The 20,592-nt window shown below is 46.6% G+C and carries 16 protein-coding genes; 10 read left to right on the forward strand and 6 right to left on the reverse strand.

Annotated features, from left to right (window positions below; all coding sequences use genetic code 11):
• The first annotated feature begins 21 nt into the window (after nucleotides 1–21).
• From argE to AB6E51_RS10820, 3 genes are all read left to right on the forward strand, one after another.
• The gene (gene argE / locus AB6E51_RS10810) at nucleotides 22–1,158 is read left to right on the forward strand and encodes an acetylornithine deacetylase (protein WP_004729680.1); all 1,137 of its coding nucleotides are present in this window, start codon (nucleotides 22–24) and stop codon (nucleotides 1,156–1,158) included.
• A 251-nt stretch (nucleotides 1,159–1,409) separates the two neighbouring features.
• Nucleotides 1,410–4,046: a phosphoenolpyruvate carboxylase gene (gene ppc / locus AB6E51_RS10815; RefSeq protein ID WP_170791819.1), complete on the forward strand. Its 2,637-nt coding sequence runs from the start codon at nucleotides 1,410–1,412 to the stop codon at nucleotides 4,044–4,046.
• A 348-nt stretch (nucleotides 4,047–4,394) separates the two neighbouring features.
• A complete protein-coding gene (locus tag AB6E51_RS10820; RefSeq protein ID WP_017061141.1) occupies nucleotides 4,395–4,934 on the forward strand; it encodes a PadR family transcriptional regulator in 540 nt (179 codons plus the stop codon).
• A gap of 124 nt (nucleotides 4,935–5,058) precedes the next feature.
• Here the strand turns inward: AB6E51_RS10820 and metF are convergent, their stop codons facing one another.
• The 3 genes from metF to AB6E51_RS10835 all read right to left on the reverse strand — a co-directional run bounded on the left by metF (nucleotide 5,059) and on the right by AB6E51_RS10835 (nucleotide 9,851).
• Nucleotides 5,059–5,958, reverse strand: coding sequence for a methylenetetrahydrofolate reductase (gene metF, locus AB6E51_RS10825; protein ID WP_372057598.1), 900 nt, complete (start codon nucleotides 5,956–5,958; stop codon nucleotides 5,059–5,061).
• 297 nt (nucleotides 5,959–6,255) lie between these two features.
• Nucleotides 6,256–8,667 carry a bifunctional aspartate kinase/homoserine dehydrogenase II gene (locus AB6E51_RS10830; protein ID WP_137001065.1) on the reverse strand — a complete coding sequence of 804 codons (2,412 nt, stop codon included), beginning with the start codon at nucleotides 8,665–8,667 and terminating at the stop codon, nucleotides 6,256–6,258.
• Between the two features lie 2 nt (nucleotides 8,668–8,669).
• Nucleotides 8,670–9,851 (reverse strand): O-succinylhomoserine (thiol)-lyase, encoded by a 1,182-nt coding sequence (locus AB6E51_RS10835; RefSeq protein WP_017063681.1) that lies wholly within the window; start codon nucleotides 9,849–9,851, stop codon nucleotides 8,670–8,672.
• 208 nt (nucleotides 9,852–10,059) lie between these two features.
• On the opposite strand from AB6E51_RS10835, the gene metJ reads away from it, so the two are divergent.
• Nucleotides 10,060–10,380, forward strand: a complete 321-nt coding sequence (gene metJ, locus AB6E51_RS10840; protein ID WP_004415993.1) for a met regulon transcriptional regulator MetJ — start codon at nucleotides 10,060–10,062, stop codon at nucleotides 10,378–10,380.
• Nucleotides 10,381–10,546: 166 nt separating this feature from the next.
• On the opposite strand, the gene AB6E51_RS10845 is transcribed toward metJ, so the two are convergent.
• Nucleotides 10,547–11,854, reverse strand: coding sequence for a malic enzyme-like NAD(P)-binding protein (locus tag AB6E51_RS10845; protein WP_229647418.1), 1,308 nt, complete (start codon nucleotides 11,852–11,854; stop codon nucleotides 10,547–10,549).
• Nucleotides 11,855–12,188: 334 nt separating this feature from the next.
• Complete coding sequence (gene rpmE, locus AB6E51_RS10850) at nucleotides 12,189–12,407, reverse strand: 50S ribosomal protein L31 (RefSeq protein ID WP_004737142.1); 219 nt, start codon at nucleotides 12,405–12,407, stop codon at nucleotides 12,189–12,191.
• A 332-nt stretch (nucleotides 12,408–12,739) separates the two neighbouring features.
• On the opposite strand from rpmE, the gene priA reads away from it, so the two are divergent.
• The 3 genes from priA to ftsN all read left to right on the forward strand — a co-directional run bounded on the left by priA (nucleotide 12,740) and on the right by ftsN (nucleotide 16,848).
• The gene (gene priA / locus AB6E51_RS10855; protein WP_372057597.1) at nucleotides 12,740–14,941 is read left to right on the forward strand and encodes a primosomal protein N'; all 2,202 of its coding nucleotides are present in this window, start codon (nucleotides 12,740–12,742) and stop codon (nucleotides 14,939–14,941) included.
• Between the two features lie 240 nt (nucleotides 14,942–15,181).
• Nucleotides 15,182–16,186 carry a DNA-binding transcriptional regulator CytR gene (gene cytR / locus AB6E51_RS10860; RefSeq protein WP_017061147.1) on the forward strand — a complete coding sequence of 335 codons (1,005 nt, stop codon included), beginning with the start codon at nucleotides 15,182–15,184 and terminating at the stop codon, nucleotides 16,184–16,186.
• Nucleotides 16,187–16,308: 122 nt separating this feature from the next.
• On the forward strand, nucleotides 16,309–16,848 hold the full coding sequence (gene ftsN / locus AB6E51_RS10865) for a cell division protein FtsN (RefSeq protein WP_372057595.1): 540 nt from the start codon (nucleotides 16,309–16,311) through the stop codon (nucleotides 16,846–16,848).
• A gap of 108 nt (nucleotides 16,849–16,956) precedes the next feature.
• Here the strand turns inward: ftsN and AB6E51_RS10870 are convergent, their stop codons facing one another.
• A complete protein-coding gene (locus tag AB6E51_RS10870; protein ID WP_017061149.1) occupies nucleotides 16,957–17,217 on the reverse strand; it encodes a hypothetical protein in 261 nt (86 codons plus the stop codon).
• Between the two features lie 298 nt (nucleotides 17,218–17,515).
• On the opposite strand from AB6E51_RS10870, the gene hslV reads away from it, so the two are divergent.
• The 3 genes from hslV (at nucleotide 17,516) to AB6E51_RS10885 (ending at nucleotide 20,536) form a co-directional block, all read left to right on the forward strand.
• A complete protein-coding gene (hslV, locus tag AB6E51_RS10875; protein ID WP_004729692.1) occupies nucleotides 17,516–18,064 on the forward strand; it encodes an ATP-dependent protease subunit HslV in 549 nt (182 codons plus the stop codon).
• 58 nt (nucleotides 18,065–18,122) lie between these two features.
• Nucleotides 18,123–19,463 (forward strand): HslU--HslV peptidase ATPase subunit, encoded by a 1,341-nt coding sequence (gene hslU / locus AB6E51_RS10880; protein WP_017061150.1) that lies wholly within the window; start codon nucleotides 18,123–18,125, stop codon nucleotides 19,461–19,463.
• Between the two features lie 155 nt (nucleotides 19,464–19,618).
• On the forward strand, nucleotides 19,619–20,536 hold the full coding sequence (locus AB6E51_RS10885; protein ID WP_017061151.1) for a 1,4-dihydroxy-2-naphthoate polyprenyltransferase: 918 nt from the start codon (nucleotides 19,619–19,621) through the stop codon (nucleotides 20,534–20,536).
• Nucleotides 20,537–20,592: the final 56 nt, after the last annotated feature.

Below are 20,592 nucleotides of genomic sequence, written 5' to 3' on the forward strand. Positions count from 1 at the left end.
AATAGTAGAAGTGAAGTTATTATGCAATTACCGAGTTTTCTTGAGGTCTACAAAGGCCTAATTTCCACAGACTCTATTAGCTCGACCGATCCAAGCTGGGATCATGGCAACGAGAAAGTGATCGAAAAAATGGCTCAATGGTTTAAAGACGTAGGCTTTAGCGTTGAAGTCGTGGAAGTCGAACCCGGCAAGCATAATATGGTCGCTAAGATGGGATCGGGCGAAGGTGGCTTGCTACTCGCAGGACACAGCGACACAGTGCCATTTGATGAAGGACGTTGGAACTTCGACCCTCACGCACTAACAGAACACAACAATCGCTTCTATGGATTAGGCACAGCCGATATGAAAGGCTTTTTCGCTTTCGTTTATGAAGCGGCAAAGAAGATGGATTGGAGCAAACAGACCAAGCCGCTATATGTATTGGCAACCTGTGACGAAGAGACCACCATGCTGGGTGCGCGTCATTTCACTGAAAATGCACCGTTTAAACCGGATTACTGCATTATTGGTGAGCCAACCAGCCTTGTGCCGATTCGTGGCCATAAAGGCCATGTTGCTAACGCTGTGCGAGTAACGGGTAAATCAGGTCACTCTTCTGATCCTGCATTAGGTGTCAACGCCATCGAGATCATGCATGAAGTGTTGTTCGCTTTAATGCAACTGCGTGACAAGCTAGTCAAAGAGTATCACCACCCGGGTTTCGCAATTCCAAGCCCCACTCTAAACCTTGGCCATATCCACGGTGGCGACAGTGCCAACCGTATCTGTGGTTGCTGTGAGCTGCACTATGATGTGCGTCCTTTGCCAGGTATCAGCCTAGATGGCTTGGATAACATGCTGCGCAGCGCACTTAAAGAAGTGGAAGCAAAATGGCCGGGCAGAATCGAGATTACGCCACTGCACGAACCTATCCCAGGTTATGAGTGCCAACACGACCATCCATTTATTGGTGGCATGGAATCCGTTTGTGAGATTGAATCGCAAACCGTCAACTACTGCACTGAGGCACCTTTCCTTCAAGAACTTTGCCCAACCTTAGTGCTGGGGCCGGGCTCTATCGACCAAGCTCACCAACCAGATGAGTTCCTAAGCTTCGATTTTATCGATCCAACGATTGATGTTCTGAGTAAATCTATTCGTAAATATTGTTTCTAGTTATTGCTACCCTTGCGATACTTTTTTATAAAAGCTGCCCTAAAAGGTGGCTTTTATTCTGTTATCCCAGCCAAAGCCTGATCTTGTAATTAAATTTCACTTTATTCCGAAGTCTTGGGAAATTTACTTCTCCCGCATTTCGAAAACTAATAATTGCAAACTTAGAATGCTTTATTTGACTAGATACAGCACTTTTCGCTAGATTGTGTACTTAACAAGGAACAATGGATGTAATTTTTTTACGAGGCAGGATGACAATGAACGAGAAATACGCCGCTCTCAAGAGTAACGTAAGCATGCTGGGACGCTTGCTAGGTAACACAATCCAAGATGCACATGGTGACGTTATCTTAGAGAAAGTGGAGACTATCCGTAAACTTTCCAAATCCGCCCGCGCAGGCAACAAAGCTGACCGTGACAGCCTAGTTGAAGAAATCAAAAACCTGCCGAACGAACAACTCACTCCTGTTGCTCGTGCATTTAACCAATTTCTCAACCTCACCAACATGGCAGAGCAGTACCACACCATCTCTCGCCACTGTGAGGAGCATGTTTGTGAACCAGACGTGCTGCAATCTCTATTTTCCAAATTAAACCAGAATGACATCAGCAAGCTAGACGCGGCTCAAGCCGTTCGCGACCTGAACATTGAACTCGTTCTGACTGCACACCCAACAGAAATCACTCGTCGCACCATGATCAACAAGCTAGTTAAGATCAACGAGTGTCTGTCTAAATTAGAATTAAGCGACCTATCACACAAAGAGCGCGTGAAAACCGAACGCCGCCTAGAGCAACTGATCGCTCAAGGTTGGCACTCAGATGTGATTCGTCAACAACGCCCAACGCCACTTGATGAAGCTAAGTGGGGCTTTGCGGTTGTAGAAAACTCTCTATGGGAAGCCGTTCCTGACTTCCTACGTGAAATGGATGGCCGACTAAAAGGTTATCTTGGTGAAGGCCTGCCGATCGATGCACGCCCAGTACACTTCTCATCTTGGATGGGCGGTGACCGCGATGGCAACCCATTCGTAACGCACACCATCACTAAGGAAGTTCTGCGCCTATCTCGTTGGAAAGCTGCCGATCTTTACTTAGGCGACGTAAACGAGCTGATTACCGAACTGTCGATGACTAAGTGTAATGATGCCGTTCGTGAGCTAGCAGGTGATGAACACGAAGCTTACCGTGCAATCCTGAAGAACCTACGCACTCTACTGAACAACACGCTAGAAGTGCTGGATGCAAAATTGCATGACACAGAGGTTCCGAAGAAAGAAACACTACAGAACATCGAGCAACTTTGGACACCGCTTTACGCATGTTACCAATCGCTGCACGAATGTGGCATGGGCGTAATCGCAGACGGTTCTCTGCTTGATACTCTGCGCCGCCTAAAAGCGTTCGGTGTACACCTAGTTCGTCTCGATGTTCGTCAAGAAAGTACTCGTCACTCAGATGTACTGTCTGAACTGACTCGCTACCTAGGCATTGGCGACTACGACCAATGGAACGAGCAAGACAAGATTGCTTTCTTAACCAATGAATTAAGCTCTAAGCGTCCGCTTCTTCCTCGCGATTGGGAGCCATCTGAACAGGTTAAAGAGGTTTTAGACACCTGCAAGGTTATTGCTGCTCAACCTCGTGAAGCCTTCGGTGCTTACGTAATTTCTATGGCTCGTACTGCATCAGATGTACTGGCTGTTCACTTACTACTGCAAGAATGTGGCTGCCCATACCGCATGGACGTATGTCCGCTGTTCGAAACGCTAGACGACTTGAACAACTCAGAAGCAGTAATGAAACAGCTAATGAGCATCGACTTGTACCGTGGCTTTATCCAGAATCACCAAATGGTGATGATCGGATACTCTGACTCAGCGAAAGATGCGGGCGTAATGTCTGCAGGTTGGGCTCAATATGATGCAATGGACAAACTGGTTAAGGTTTGTGATGAAGAAGGCATTGAACTGACTCTATTCCACGGTCGTGGCGGTACGGTTGGTCGTGGTGGTGCTCCGGCGCACGCTGCTCTTCTTTCTCAGCCACCTAAGAGCTTGAAAGGCGGTTTACGTGTAACAGAGCAAGGCGAAATGATCCGCTTTAAACTTGGCTTACCAGACGTTGCTGTAAACAGCTTCAACCTTTACGCAAGCGCGATTCTAGAGGCGAACCTTCTGCCGCCACCTGAGCCAAAACAAGAGTGGCGCGACCTAATGGAAGTGCTATCTCAAGTATCTTGTGAGGCTTACCGCAACGTGGTTCGTGGCGAAGAGAAATTCGTACCTTACTTCCGTCAAGCGACACCTGAACTGGAGCTAGGTAAACTGCCTCTTGGCTCTCGCCCTGCGAAACGTAACCCGAACGGCGGCGTAGAAAGCCTACGTGCGATTCCATGGATCTTCTCTTGGAGCCAAAACCGTTTGGTACTGCCTGCATGGTTAGGCGCTGGTGAAGCGATTCAGTACTCTGTAGATCAAGGCCATCAAGCCCTGCTCGAAGAGATGTGTCGCGAGTGGCCGTTCTTCTCTACCCGTCTCGGTATGTTGGAAATGGTGTACTCGAAGTGCAACATGGAAATCGCTAAGTACTACGACCAACGCCTTGTTGACGAAGAGCTATTACCATTAGGTGAGTTACTGCGTGAACAGCTGCAAAAAGACATCAAAGCCGTGCTAAATGTTGAGAACAACGAGAACCTAATGCAGAGCGACCCTTGGGGACTTGAGTCAATCCGCCTACGTAACATCTACGTTGAGCCACTAAACATGCTTCAAGCTGAACTGCTTTACCGTACTCGTAAGTGTGAAACACCACCAGCAGAGCTTGAAGAAGCGCTAATGGTGACGATTGCAGGCATTGCAGCAGGCATGCGAAACACTGGTTAATTAGTGATTCCTACCATTCAACAGACAAAAGGTCGCCTAGTGCGACCTTTTTATTTCACAAAATAAGCAATAGTGAGTTTTTTGTCAGTTTTTTGGGTTATTTTGTCCATGTATTCTACTTTATGCTTATTATTTAGATATACTACTGCTCCGCTGCGGAAACACTCCAAAAAATAATCTGCAGCATCTTGACCAATAAACTGGTCAACCTAGGTGATAAACGGCTTTGTAAGGTGACATAACCAACCGATGAGTTGGTGCTACTTAGACATAACCAATATAACGTGCCATTAGAAGCACACTTGTTGTTTAAGTATTTGTTTACTGTTTACCATTTGGATTTCAGACATGTCATTACCACACGTAATTCTAACCGTTTTAAGTACACGCGATGCTACTGGTTACGATATCACAAAAGAATTCTCCGCAAGCATTGGTTACTTCTGGAAAGCTAGCCATCAACAAGTTTACCGCGAGCTAAATAAAATGGCTCAGAACGACCAGGTAACTTGCGTGCTTGAGCCTCAAGAAGGCAAACCTGATCGTAAAGTTTACTCTATCACTGATGCTGGCCGTGGCGCGCTAGGTGAATGGTTTGAACAACCAACTGCACACCCAACCGTTCGTGACGAGTTCTCAGCTAAGCTAATGGCTTGTGCTGTACAACCTTCTGACGCTTACCGTGTACAACTTGCTGAGCTAGTAGAAGAGTCTCGCAAACTGGTTTCTCACTACCGTGAAATCGAAGCAGCTTACTACGCAACGCCATCGACACTAGACAAGCAAGCACGCCTTGAGCGTCTAACACTTCGTCGTAACCTACTTATCCGTGAAGCATGGATTGTATGGGCTGAAGAAGTACTGCTTGAACTTGGCGCTCTAGCTTAAGTTAAGCTAGAAAAGCAAAAGGCTTGAACTCTATGAGTCCAAGCCTTTTTTGTATCTATAGGATTTGAAATGTTACTGCCAGAGGCTTTTTACAAGTGCTTAGGCTTTACTTCTTAGACTTTTCTTACAGCGCAGCGACTTGCGGACGAACACCTAGCGTATGGCAAAGTGCATAAGTCATTTCTGCACGGTTTAGCGTGTAGAAGTGGAAATCTTTCACACCTTCACGGCTCAGTGTACGAACCATATCAATTGCTTGGCTAGCACCAACAAGCTGACGAGTCGTTGGATCATCATCCAAACCTTCAAACTGCTTCGCCATCCAGCCCGGTACTTTTACGTTGTTCATCGCAGCAAAGCGAGATGCTTGCTTGAAGTTAGAAACAGGTAAGATGCCCGGTACAATCTCAACATCAACGCCAGCCGCTACACAGCGGTCACGAAAGCGTAGGTAGCTCTCTACATCAAAGAAGAACTGAGTGATGGCACGGTTGGCACCCGCATCCACTTTACGCTTTAGGTTAATAAGATCAGATTGAGCGCTTTTTGCTTCAGGGTGAACCTCAGGGAATGCCGCTACTGAGATATCAAAATCGTGGCGAGATTTAAGTAGCTCGACTAGGTCAGATGCGTACATCTCTGGCCCGCCGCCGCCTGCTGGAATATCACCACGTAGCGCAACAATACTCTCGATACCATTTGCCCAGTAATCGTCGGCAATTTGAATCAGCTCTTCACGGCTTGCATCAATACACGTTAGGTGCGGTGCAGCCACTAGGCCGGTTTGGTTTTTAATTTCTTTAATGATTGAGTGGGTACGGTCACGTTCACCCGAGTTTGCACCGTAAGTTACCGATACAAATTTTGGTTGAAGTGTTTTAAGGCGGTGAACAGAGTTCCACAGGGTCTCTTCCATCTTCTCACTGCTCGGCGGAAAAAACTCAAATGACACATTGATGTTGTCAGAAAGCTCAGCGATATTCTGATTTAAAGCGTCGATATGACTAGCGTGTGTGTATCCCATCTTACTCTCCCTGTGGCAAAAGCAACCACTAAAAACTCAAATCCTTAAACGACGTTTAGACGTCTATATGTCTGTAGAATGTATTGAATACGATTTAATGTCAACAGATCCATTATGAATTTTTCTCAAGTAGATCGTGAGTAAAACTCAAGTCGTTAGATGGGTCGCAAAGCAGAAATAATGTAGAAAAAAGGCTGAAAAACACATCGTGCTTTCAGCCTTATTTATCTTAGTGAATAGTATGCCATTTACGTACTAAAACAATTGATCTGAGTTTCAAACCAACCGATATGAGTATCAGAACAGGCTAGACATTCTGTTTAAATCAGATTGAATTGCACCTGCCGTTACTTCACGACCGGCACCTGGGCCACGAATAACCAATGGATTATCTTTGTACCATTTGCTCTCAATCGCAAAGATGTTGTCGCAAGGCAACAAGTTCGCCAGAGCATGTTCTTTCGACAGTGCTTCAACGCCTACGGTTGCCTTACCGTTCTTCTCCAAACGCGCTACGTAACGCAGAACTTTCTGTTGAGAGTGCGCTTTCTCTAAACGCTCAGCCAGCTCTTCGCTCAGTACAGAAGCTTTGTCGAAGAAGTCATCCACAGATAGATCTTGCAGCTCTGCAGGTACGAGCGATTCCACTTTTACGTTTTCAGGTTCGATATCCAAACCAGATTCACGCGCCAGAATCACCAGCTTACGCATCACGTCTGAGCCATCTAGGTCAGCACGAGGGTCAGGTTCCGTAAGGCCTTGTTGCCATGCTAAGTCAACCAACTCGCTGAACGGCACGGTGCCATCAAACTGTTGGAACAACCAAGACAACGTGCCCGAGAAAATGCCAGACAACGCAATGATGTCATCGCCACTTTCACGTAGGTCACGTACCGTGTGGTTAATCGGCAATCCAGCACCCACTGTCGCGTTGTACAACCAATGACGGCTGATCTTAGCGAAAGCATCTTGTACTTGATGGTAATACTCGCTCGATGCAGAACCTGCCACCTTGTTCGCCGAGATTAGGTGAATACCTTGTTGTGCGATTTGCAGATACTTTGCTGCAAGCACTGGGCTCGCAGTCACATCCAGAACCACTGCTTCGTCATAACCTTGAATAGAGCCCAAACGCTCTAACCAGTCGTTACCATTGTTAGCAATAGCTTCGTCGTCAAAGCGCTTACCTACCGAAGTCGCATCAATGCCTTGATCGTCGAACCAATAGGTTTGGCTATCAACCACGGCAACCAATTCAAAGTTCATTCCACGGCGCTTTTCAAGTTCCGCTTTTTGCTCAGCAAACAGGCTTAACCAGCTTGAACCAATATTGCCCTTACCACACAAGGCAATCGCAACACGCTTCTGCGCTTGGAACAGTTGAGAATGAATGCCTTTCACTAGACTTGATGTTTCACTCTTACGAATCACAGCCACCAAGCTTAAGCCTGAGTTCGCTTCTGAGATGAACTCAACCGGCGAGCTCTTAAGCTGCTGGTAGAAACCGTAGCAATGGTTAGGGTTCTTAGTCACACCCGCACCCACTGCAGCAATCAGAGAGAAACCTTCTTTTAGCTTAATCTCAGCTTCAATCGCATGGTCTTGGAGATATTCTAATGCACCACCAGCGATCTCTTCTGTGTAGGCAAGACGCAAGCAGTGTTGATCCGGTTCAAGCTCATAAGCAAGCGGCTCAAGTTGAGCACGCTTAAGCCCTTCAAGCACTTCACTCTCTAGACGGTCGAAATCATGGCCGTGACCAAAGGTCAGTTGCACGATAAGCACTTCATCCAAAGAGGTAATGATTTTTGCGCCACGACCCGATGCCAGTACACGCTCGATCTGTGTAGAGCCCGCCTCCGGCTGATAGCTGCAGCGTAAGCTGAGATCCATAGCACTTTGAGCCACAGGCTGTAGCGTTCGGCTGTGAAGCACTGGAGCGGCAAGACGAGCCAATTCGCTGGCTTCATCAAGGCGAAGTAGAGGCAATAAACACGCATCTGAAACCAGACGAGGGTCAGCGCTGTAAACGCCTGCCACATCACTCCAAATCGTCACGCGTTCAACTTCAGCCAAAGCACCAATCACGGTTGCTGAGTAATCCGAACCGTTACGGCCAAGCAATACCGTTTCACCCTCGCAGTTCTGAGCCATAAAGCCCGTAATCACCACGCGGCAATGTGCATGCTGCGCCAAGGCTTCTTTGATCAGAGGGTAAGAACGTGCGCGGTCGACTTCAGGCTGAGCGCCCACTTCTGCACGTAAAAAAGCACGCGCATCTTGAGCAACGGCTTGTAAATCATGCTGGCACAACAAAGCCGCGAGTATACGTGAAGACCAAACCTCACCGTGTCCAAGCACTTTTGCTTTTTGTGCTTCGCTCAAGGGAGCCGTTAGCTCACCCAAAGCGGTAAATTCTTGTTGAATGGTTGAAGTAAGTTGTGCGGCTGATTCACCCTCAAGCAGTGCTTCAATCAGATCGAGTTGGAACTGACGAAGTGCTTGTAGGCATTCATGGGCAATACGACCATCTTTGTCGAGCGCTTCAACAAATTCAATCAAACGGTTGGTTGTTTTGCCTGCTGCCGATACCACCACCAAATCAGATGCTGATGAGTATTCTCTAAGAATGTTGACCACGCGTTGGTAACATTCAGGATTCGCTAAACTGCTGCCACCAAATTTATGTAGCTGGCGAAAGGTTGCCATTATTAACCCTCCCCTTCAGCGATAAAGCGCTGTGTTCTTTCAAACGCTTGCTTGAGGTCATCGATTAGGTCTTCTGCATCTTCAAGGCCAACAGATAGACGCAGTAGTTGCTGAGAAACACCCGCTTCTGCTAAGGCTTCTTCACCCATCGCGCGGTGAGTCATCGACGCAGGGTGACAAATCAGGCTTTCAACACCGCCCAATGATTCTGCCAAAGAAAACAGCTCTAACTTATCAACAAAGTATTTAAGCGCCTCGAATGAGCCCGCAAACTCAAAACTGAGCATGGAACCAAAGCCCGATTGCTGTTTCTTCGCGATATCATGACCCGGATGTTCAGGAAGGCTTGGGTGGTAAATAGTGCCAACAAGATCTTGTTGCTGCAGAGACGCTAGAATTTCACGTGAGCTTTCTTCGTGAACTCGCATACGCGCACCTAGCGTACGAATACCACGTAAAGTCATGTAGCTATCAAATGGTGTGCCGGTCGCACCAATACAGTTGCCCCACCATGCTAACTCTTCAGCGTGTTCTTCTGTCTTAGTGACCACAACGCCACCAATAACATCTGAGTGTCCATTGATGTACTTAGTGGTTGAGTGGATAACAAAATCAGCACCCAGCTCTAAAGGCTTTTGGAACACAGGTGTCAAAAACGTGTTGTCGACAGCAACCAGAGCACCAACCTCTTTCGCTTTACGGCAAGTTTCTGCAATATCAACCACGCGAACCAGTGGATTCGATGGGGTTTCAATTAAGATCAACTTTGGCTTAAGCGCGAGCGCCGCATCCAGCGCTGCTTGATCCGATTGATCAACGAACAGAACTTTGAAGTCACCTTTTAGCGAGCGAGTGTTAAACAGACGGTAAGTACCGCCGTAGCAATCGTGCGGTGCAATAATAAGATCATCGCCGCCTAAGAAAGCCGAAACCCATAAGTTAAGCGCCGAAGTACCACAGTTAGTCACAACCGCGCCTTTGCCTGATTCAAGCTCAAACAGTGCCGTCTCTAATAAACCGCGGTTTGGGTTACCAGAACGGGTGTAATCGTACTTTGGCACTTCACCAAAAGCGGGAAACCCATAGTTAGTCGAAAGATAAATGGGTGGGACAACGGCATGGTGTTGCGTGTCTGACTCGATACCAGTACGTACTGCGATTGTTGCTGGCTTCCGGCTGCTCATAGGTGCTTCCTTACAAGTTTTGCGTCTGAGAATCACAGCGGCTTGTCGGCATTTTGCGGCTGTGTTAGATATATGTTATTCACTTTACTTTCATAAACGTGAGACGTCAACACTTCTAGACGTCTATATGTCTTTGCTTATGGCAGTAAATCCCGCTAAAATCACCACTATTAATTTATTCTAACAACTAAAGTGATGAAGGTACGCAATGGCCGACTGGAATGGTGAATACATAAGCCCATATGCTGAGCATGGAAAGAAAAGCGAACAAGTAAAGAAAATTACAGTTTCTATCCCTCTAAAAGTGTTAAAGGTTCTTACTGACGAGCGTACTCGCCGCCAGATTAATAACCTACGCCATGCAACAAACAGTGAGCTACTGTGCGAAGCCTTTCTACATGCGTACACAGGCCAACCACTACCAACGGATGAAGACCTTCGTAAAGACCGCCCAGACGATATTCCTGCTGAAGTGAAAAAGCTGATGACAGAGATGGGTATCGAGTTCGAAGCGTTTGACGAAGAATAAAAACAACTCAGTCACTGCCTTCATTATTGATTCGCTCTAGCTGAACCTTATTTATCACATCGCGCATAGCTTTTTATGATTGCGCTGTGAATGATAGACATAAAAAAACCGACTCCAGATGAGTCGGTTTTTTATTATTCTTTTTGGCTCAATAGAGCAACAGCTATTAAGCCATATAGTTAGCAGGCATCTCGATACGAGCTACGCCAGATTCAACAGCCGCTTCCGCAACTGCTCGTGCTACGCGAGGAAGTAGACGTGGGTCCATTGGCTTAGGAATGATGTAACCCTTACCGAACTCCAGTGCAGTCTCGCCCGCAGCTGCTAGTACTTCAGCTGGAACTTCTTCTTTCGCCAGTTCACGAATCGCTTTAACCGCCGCTAGCTTCATTTCGTCATTAATTTCGCTCGCACGCACGTCTAGTGCACCACGGAAAATGAATGGGAAACAAAGTACGTTGTTTACTTGGTTAGGGTAATCACTGCGGCCTGTACCCATGATTAGGTCAGAACGAACTTCGTGTGCAAGCTCAGGCTTGATCTCTGGATCTGGGTTTGAACATGCAAACACAACAGGCTTATCAGCCATCAGCGTTAGTGCTTCAGCAGGCAGTAGATTCGGCCCCGATACCCCCAAGAACAGGTCAGCGCCTTCGATAACATCTTCAAGCGTACGCTTATCAGTGTTATTTGCGAACAGCTCTTTGTATTCGTTTAGGTCATCACGACGAGTATGGATCACACCTTTACGGTCAAGCATGTAGATTTTTTCACGCTGAGCGCCACACTTAATCAGTAGTTCCATACAAGCAACCGCCGCTGCGCCAGCACCTAAACAAACGATCTTACACTCTTCAAGTTTCTTACCTTGAAGCTCGATCGCATTCAGCATACCCGCTGCCGTTACAATCGCAGTACCGTGTTGGTCATCGTGGAATACCGGAACATCACAACGTTCAATCAGGCGACGTTCAATCTCAAAACAGTCTGGTGCTTTGATGTCTTCCAGGTTAATACCGCCGAATGTATCTGCGATATTCGCAACTGTATCAACGAACTCATCGATTGTGCGGTGTTTTACTTCAATATCGATAGAATCTAAACCAGCAAAACGCTTAAACAGGAGCGCTTTGCCTTCCATAACAGGTTTAGAAGCAATAGGGCCAAGGTTACCTAGGCCAAGAATCGCTGTACCGTTAGAGATAACTGCAACCATGTTGCCTTTACCTGTGTACTTATAAACGTTATCAACGTTCTGTGCGATCTCGCGAACAGGCTCAGCCACGCCTGGGCTGTATGCAAGTGCTAGGTCTTCTGCAGAGTTTGCAGGCTTCGTCAGTTCTACGGCAATTTTGCCTGGAATTGGGAACTCATGGTAATCAAGAGCTTGCTGACGGAATTGTTCTTGAGGCGATAACGATTTTTCAGATGATAACGCTTGAGAGGATTGATCTTGGCGGCTGTCTTCAGACATAGGTGTAGGTTCCTAGGATATTATTATTTGGGGGATCTTGTTCATGTTAATGGATGTACTTCAAAGTTCCTAGGTGGTTGAAGCCTCTGTCTCATTAAAAAACGAGATTTCACTACTAATAAGACCAGTGAGCAGTTGAAATTACTATCGCTTGTTGAAGTTTCGTGCTGAATTTTGGTAAAGAGAGATACGCAAGGAATTGCCCTGAAATAGAATAGAGAGGCAACTTATCGTTGGGTGAGAGTGATGCTTGAATAGAAGTCAGTGCTTTCTCAAATTACAGGCAACAAAAAAGGACACCGAAGTGTCCTTTTTCATGTCTAAATAGCGAGAATTACTTCTTGCTAGAAAGAGCACCGAAACGCTTGTTGAAGCGATCAACACGGCCGCCAGTATCTACGATACGTTGCTTACCAGTGTAGAACGGGTGACATTTGTCACATACGTCTAGGTGGATTGATTCTTTTGCTAGCGTTGAGTTGAACTCAAATGTGTTGCCGCAAGAACAAGTTGCAGTAACTGCTTTGTATTCTGGGTGGATTCCAGCTTTCATGGGATAACCTCAAGTAGGCCGTGTCGCTATACGATTCTAAGCCGCACACCACACGTAGTTTAAAAAAAGAAATAAAGACACCGCATCGACACAAAAGAGTGATGAAGCCATACCTTTAAGGCGCAGTATAGTAATGAATCTATAAAGCAGGATCAACCGATTTGATACATTTTTCACCAATTCTCTCTTTATTTCCTTTATCGGCCTGAGATTTCGGGCTGTCGTTGTCGGTATACGCTAACTCGCCACCTTCATCCAAACTGCTTCTCGAATTTAACCGCCTTATCCTTTAGACTGTTCGCTCTCGTCAATTCAGATAAAGCCGTCCCTTTATGCGTCCAATGATTGCCCGTGTGGCGCTGCCTGTTCCACTCGACAAGCAGTTCGATTACAAGATTCCAAACCACCTATTCCCGATTATTGGTGGTCGCGTCTCTGTGCCTTTTGGACGACAAACCTTAACTGGGATTGTCACGGCTCTGGTTAACGAATCAGAATTCGAGCTAGATAAGCTCAAGCCAATAAAAGCGCTATTGGATAACCAACCTGTTTGGCCGGAATCTGTCTATTCACTATTAATGTGGTGCAGTCAGTTTTATCAGTACCCTCTTGGCGAAACCTTTGCTAACGCCCTTCCGAGCGCTCTAAGAAAAGGCAAAGCCGCCGACTTCGCGACGCTGGTTGAGTGGCAGTTAACGCCATCAGGCAAAGACCAACTGATGCAAGGTTTTGGTCGCGCGGTCAAGCAAGCCAAAGTGATGCACATGCTTGAACACGGCCCGGTTCCTCATCAAGAGTTCATTGATGAAGAAGTTGGCAGCGCCGTACTCAAAACGCTAGAAGAGAAAGGCTGGATTGAATCGGTAGAGAAAAAGCCAACGCGTCAGCCGTGGCCAGTTGAACTTGAGAATGACCAAGACAAACCTAAGCTCAATGCCGAACAAGCCATCGCGATTGCGACCGTAAATAGCCAAACCGACTTTGGTTGTTTCCTGTTAGAGGGCGTTACTGGCTCAGGTAAGACCGAGGTTTACCTGAATATGATTAAGCCGATTCTCGATCAAGGTAAACAAGCGTTAGTGCTCGTGCCCGAGATTGGTCTCACTCCTCAAACGATTAACCGCTTTAAGCGACGCTTTAATGTGCCTGTTGAGGTTATCCACTCAGGTTTAAACGATTCAGAACGCCTGAATGCGTGGTTATCGGCGCGCGATAAAATAGCAGGCATCGTGATTGGTACCCGTTCAGCTCTGTTCACGCCATTTGCTGACCTAGGTATTATCATTGTCGATGAAGAACACGACGCGTCTTATAAACAGCAAGATAGCCTGCGCTACCACGCTCGTGATGTGGCGATCATGCGTGCGCACAAAGCGCAGATCCCGGTTGTGTTAGGCTCTGCAACTCCAGCATTTGAAACACTGCACAACGCTCAAATAGGTAAATACAGTTATCTCACCCTGACTTCACGTGCGGGTGTCGCACTGCCGACCACCAATAAGGTGTTGGATGTTAAAGGTGAATATCTAGAAAGTGGCCTGTCTGCGTCGTTAATTGCAGAGATGCAAAGACACCTCAAAGCAGGCAACCAAGTGATGCTGTTCCTCAATCGCCGAGGGTTTTCTCCGGCATTGATGTGTCACGATTGTGGTTGGACAGCCGAGTGTAAACGTTGTGATGCTTACTACACCTATCACCAATACAGTAATGAGATGCGCTGCCACCACTGTGGTTCTCAGCAGCATATCGTGCACAACTGCCAAGGTTGTGGGTCTGTGAACTTGGTGACAGTGGGTGTCGGTACCGAGCAGTTAGAAGCTCAACTTGGTCAACTATTCCCGGAATACAAAACCATTCGTATTGACCGCGACAGCACCCGCCGTAAAGGCAGCTTAGAAAGCGCGCTCGAGTCGATTCGTAAGGGTGAATTCCAAATTCTTATCGGCACGCAGATGCTTGCTAAGGGTCACCATTTCCCTGACGTGACACTTGTGGCGTTATTGGATGTGGATGGCTCTTTATATAGTAGTGACTTCCGTGCCTCTGAACGTCTTGCCCAGCTATTCATCCAAGTAGCGGGACGCGCAGGACGAGCAAGCAAACCCGGTGAAGTGATCTTACAGACTCACCACCCAGAACATGGGTTGTTGCAAGCCTTGCTACACAAAGACTATAACCACTTTGCTCAGACGGCGCTGGCAGAACGTAAGCAGGCAATGTTACCGCCCTATACCTTTATGACGCTGTTTAGAGCAGAAGCCAATGACACTCGCTTGGTGGAAGAGTTCTTGCGTCAGGTTCGTCACACATTGGAATCGCACCCGCTGTTTGACCAATATTGCATGGTGTTAGGGCCAACCCCGGCTCCGTTAGCAAAACGAGCGGGCAAATCGCGCTGGCAGTTAATCTTACAAACTCAGACGCGCTCGTTAATGCAGAAGCTATTGATGAGTGCCAAGCCGGCCATCAATATGTTACCTGCTGCGAAAAAAGTTCGCTGGTCACTCGATATTGAGCCGCAAGATTTGAGTTAAACCCACTTGGGTTAAAACTAATGATAAGTTTGTTCACAAATATTTCATATTTCTCGTGAGCAACTTCACACTAGTCATGTGATTTTTGTTAATCTAGCCGTAACTTTACACGGATTAAACGAATAAAATATTGCAATAAAAAAAGTGTTAGCAACACTTTCATAATATCTATTCGATTACATTTATTATTCACGCCTTAGATGCTTAGGCGGCAAAGGAACTTAAAAGAGGGTTTAATTTATGGCGACAATGAAGGATGTTGCCCAGCTAGCAGGCGTCTCAACAGCCACGGTATCACGTGCATTGATGAACCCTGAGAAAGTCTCAGTTTCGACTCGCAAACGAGTGGAAACAGCAGTACTTGAAGCTGGATACTCACCCAATACATTAGCTAGAAACTTACGTCGCAACGAATCAAAAACCATCATCACTATTGTTCCTGATATCTGTGACCCTTATTTCGCCGAGATCATTCGTGGTATCGAAGATGCCGCAGTAGAAAATGATTACCTTGTTCTACTGGGTGATAGCGGCCAGCAAAAGAAGCGCGAGTCTTCGTTTGTTAACTTAGTTTTCACCAAACAAGCCGACGGCATGTTGCTGCTGGGTACTGACCATCCGTTTGATGTCAGCAAACCTGAACAAAAGAATTTACCGCCGATGGTAATGGCGTGTGAGTTTGCCCCTGAGCTTGAACTGCCTACGGTACACATCGATAACCTGACCTCTGCCTTTGAAGCGGTGAACTACCTAGCTCAGTTAGGTCATAAGCGTATTGCTCAAATTTCAGGACCAGTATCGGCAACACTGTGTAAGTTCCGCCAACAAGGCTACCAGCAAGCGCTGCGTCGCGCCGGAGTCTCAATGAATCCAGCCTATAGCACGGTCGGTGACTTCACCTTTGAAGCGGGCGCTCAAGCGGTTCGTCAATTACTGGCACTTCCTGAACAACCTACAGCTATCTTCTGTCACAACGATGCGATGGCGATTGGTGCGATTCAAGAAACGAAGAAGCTGGGCTTGCGCGTTCCTCAAGACCTATCGATTGTCGGCTTCGATGACATCCAATTCGCTCAATACTGCGATCCACCGCTAACCACCATTTCTCAGCCTCGTTATGAGATTGGACGCCAAGCGATGTTGATGATGCTTGATCTATTAAAAGGCAACGATGTGCAAGCAGGTTCGCGTCTGCTTGAAGCTAAATTAGTGGTTCGAGGCAGTACAGCGCCACCTCGAATATAACCCTTAGAAATACCCTTATAAATCTGCGGCACATTTTGATGTGCCGCTTCCATTTCTGCACTATTATCCTCGCGCAATCTGGATTACCATGAGGGCAGAATCAGCAACTATTGAATTGTCTTGTGGCTAATAGAGATTATGTAAAACGCGGTCGTGGCACGAAAAAACCGACCAAGAAACAAGCCCCTCGCCGTAAACCTTGGCGCAGTGGTCTTTTGGCGATCCTCCTTGCCGGTGGTTTTGGTTATGGACTTTACTTATTGAGTAATGATCCTGAGCCGCCAGCACCAACACCTGTGGCTACCAAACCAAAACCTAAGCCAAAACCAGCGAAAGTGATTCCACCGCCTCCAGAAGAGAAGTGGGACTACGTTGAAACGCTGCCAAGCCGCGAGATTGAAGTTAAAGCCAAAGAACAAGAGATCTCTAAGATCCCTTACGTGATGCAGTGTGGCGCATACAAAACGTCAGCACAGGCAGAAACGCGCAAGTTAGATATTGCGTTCCAAGGTATCTCGAGTGAAATCCGTAAAAAAGACGGCAGTAGCTGGTACCGTGTGGTTCTAGGGCCATACAAGTTGAAGCGTGACGCCGAGCGCGATCGCCATAAGCTGCAACGGGCGAAAATTGAACCTTGCGCTATTTGGAAAGACGGGGCTTAATCAACTCAATATATAATAGGGGGAAGAAGATTCCCCCTATTGCTGTTTGAAAGCGTTCAATAGTTCATCGCACAAGCAATACCAGTATGTTAATCAAAAGAGTGCGTTTTAACGAAACTGAGGTACTTGTTCGTAGTACTCAAGCCCAAAGTCAGTCAGGTAGACCTGCTCCTTATTTATCTCGATGTAACCAAAAAAATCCAAGTGCGCTAAAACGTTAGGAAATGGACGTTTAAGAAAAACGTTGACCGAGTTTTTTAGATGTTCTGTTGAACACTCGCCCGCCTCCTGATACATCAGATGATGCAGTATAGACAGCTCATCCAGATCCATATCTCTATTAAAAAAACTGATATTGTCACTATTCATCACACTACTCCTTATGCAGTGAATACCACTGATTAGTGAACATCATTCCTTATAAATCAAACAAAAAGTGTTAACCATTTCACGTTAGAAATTTGTTTTATCTTTTTTTATATTTATCACAAACTATTAACCCACCAACCCTTGCCACACATAGGCTCAACAGGCAATGGATGTTTGAAACAACTGGTAACATTTAGTTTTTTTGATATGACATACCATTAAATGTGGCACTTGAATTCATGATAGTGGAGCCACATATAAGTAGTAACCATAAATAATAATCAAAAGAGGTCGACTCGTGACTACCATTGTATCTGTACGTCGTAATAATAAAGTCGTCATCGCGGGTGATGGACAAGTATCTCTGGGCAATACAGTAATGAAGGGCAACGCCCGTAAAGTACGTCGCCTATACAACAACAAAGTACTGGCCGGTTTTGCTGGCGGTACGGCTGATGCTTTCACGCTATTCGAAAAATTTGAAAGCAAGCTGCAAATGCACCAAGGCCATCTCACCAAAGCGGCAGTTGAGCTAGCGAAGGATTGGCGTAGCGACCGTGCTCTACGTAAGTTAGAAGCACTGTTAGCAGTAGCGGATGAGACCGCTTCACTGATCATCACAGGTAACGGTGACGTAGTTCAACCTGAGAACGACCTGATTGCGATCGGTTCGGGCGGAAACTTCGCTCAAGCAGCCGCTACTGCACTATTAGAAAATACTGATTTAGATGCGCGTGAAATCGCAGAAAAGTCGCTGAACATTGCAGGCGACATCTGTGTCTTCACCAACCATCACCACACTATTGAAGAACTAGAAAGCACCGTTGAGCTGCCAAAGCCAGAGTAACGACCGCTTCCATCAATAACGTTGTATTCAACAGTGATTAAAGAATTAAGGAAAAACCATGTCTGAGATGACTCCTCGCGAAATTGTTCACGAACTCAATCGCCACATTATCGGCCAAGACAACGCTAAGCGCTCAGTGGCTATCGCTCTTCGTAACCGCTGGCGCCGTATGCAGCTTGAAGAAAGCCTACGTGTTGAGGTATCGCCAAAAAACATCCTGATGATTGGCCCAACGGGTGTAGGTAAAACTGAAATCGCTCGCCGCCTAGCGAAATTAGCAAACGCGCCTTTCATCAAGGTAGAAGCGACTAAGTTCACCGAAGTGGGTTACGTTGGTAAAGAAGTTGAAACCATCATCCGTGATCTAACGGACGTTGCGATCAAGATGACGCACCAACAAGCGATGGAAAAAGTACAATACCGCGCTGAAGAACAAGCTGAAGAACGCATTCTTGATGCCCTTCTACCACCAGCGCGTGATGCTTGGGGTCAGAACGAGCAATCAACTGAAGACACAACCTCTTCAAACACTCGTCAGATTTTCCGCAAGAAACTGCGTGAAGGTAAGCTAGATGACAAAGAGATTGAAGTTGATGTAGCCGCACCGCAAATGGGCGTTGAAATCATGTCACCTCCAGGCATGGAAGAGATGACAAACCAGCTGCAAGGCATGTTCCAAAACCTAGCGGGCGACACCAAGAAAAAGCGTAAGATGAAAATCAAAGACGCATTCAAAGCACTGACGGAAGAAGAAGCTGCGAAGCTTGTGAACCAAGAAGAGCTGAAAGAGAACGCGATCTTCAACGCTGAAAACAACGGCATCGTATTCATCGATGAGATCGACAAAATCTGTAAGCGTGGCGACAGTTCAGGCCCAGATGTATCTCGCGAAGGTGTTCAGCGTGACCTACTGCCTCTTATCGAAGGCAGCACAGTATCAACCAAGCACGGTATGGTTAAAACTGACCACATCTTGTTTATCACATCAGGCGCATTCCAAGTGGCTAAGCCATCTGACCTGATCCCTGAGCTACAAGGTCGTCTACCAATCCGCGTAGAACTTGAAGCACTATCAGCACATGACTTCAAACGCATCCTAACTGAGCCAAAAGCATCTCTAACAGAGCAATACATTGCCCTAATGAAAACAGAAGATGTCAACATTGAGTTCACTGAAGATGGCATCAACCAGATTGCGGACGCAGCATGGCGCGTAAACGAAACCACTGAGAACATCGGTGCGCGTCGTCTACACACAGTGATGGAGCGTCTAATGGATGAGATTTCATTCGAAGCAACAGACAAAGCTGGCAGCAAGCTAGTGATTGATGAAGCTTACGTAACATCGAAACTTGGCGAATTCGTTGAAGACGAAGACCTAAGCCGCTTCATCCTGTAGCACACCAAACTCTAACTTATTGCTCTATCTCAAAGAAATAGCAGCTAATAAGCGAATTCAAGGCCCACTTTCTAGTGGGCTTTTTATTACCCGAAAAATGGGCGTATACTCAAATCACAGTATGAAACGAAGACTTACAAAGAATTAGACCTACGATGAAACAATCTCTACTGATCTGGCTTGATGCCGCACGACCAAAAACTCTGCCTCTCGCACTTGTCTCTATTCTTACAGGAAGTAGTTTAGCGTTCGCCGGTGGTCAGTTTTCTTTATCGATAGCCCTACTGGCATTTTTAACCGCCACCCTATTACAGATTTTATCGAACCTAGCCAATGACTATGGCGACGCCGTAAAAGGCACAGACAACGAAAATCGTCTGGGGCCAACACGTGCCATGCAATCTGGCGCGGTAACAGCGAAAACCATGAAGCAAGCGATCATCCTCAACATCGTGTTTACTATGGTCGCTGGGCTGATTCTTATTTTTCATGCCTTAACCTCGATTGAAAGTATCTTATCTTTCATTGCGTTAGGCATATTAGCCATTGTTGCTGCCATCGCTTATACCGTCGGTAATAAGCCTTATGGCTATATTGGCCTTGGCGACTTATCGGTATTTATCTTCTTCGGTTTATTAGGTGTTTCAGGGACTTACTTCTTGCACACTGGCCATGTTGAACCAAGCCTATTCCTTCCGGCATTGGGCTGTGGCTTGATGGCGGTTGCGGTACTCAATATCAACAACATGCGTGATATCGAAAACGACAGCGAATGTGGTAAGCGCACCATGGCGGTTCGCCTAGGACAACGCAAAGCCAAACACTATCATTTTGCTCTGCTTGGCCTCGCCCTTGCGTCTTTCGCTATCTACCTGCTTATTCAAGAAAAGCCGGTCTGGATCAGCCTGCCGTTTTTGCTGAGCATTATTATTGTTTACAAGCATGGCAAAGCCGTTTGGGAAACCGAAAAGCCAGCGCAAATTGCACCAATGATGCCCGTGATTGTGAAATGCTCACTGGTCACTAACCTATTGTTTGCAGGGGTTGTCGTAGCTCAAACTCTATTGAGTTAAATGAGACTAATCATTGCAAAGGGATCAAGCGCCGATATACTCAAAGTAAGCTCATT

The organism is Vibrio sp. 10N.247.311.47, assembly GCF_041467535.1.
Classification (GTDB): Bacteria; Pseudomonadota; Gammaproteobacteria; order Enterobacterales; family Vibrionaceae; genus Vibrio; species Vibrio crassostreae_C.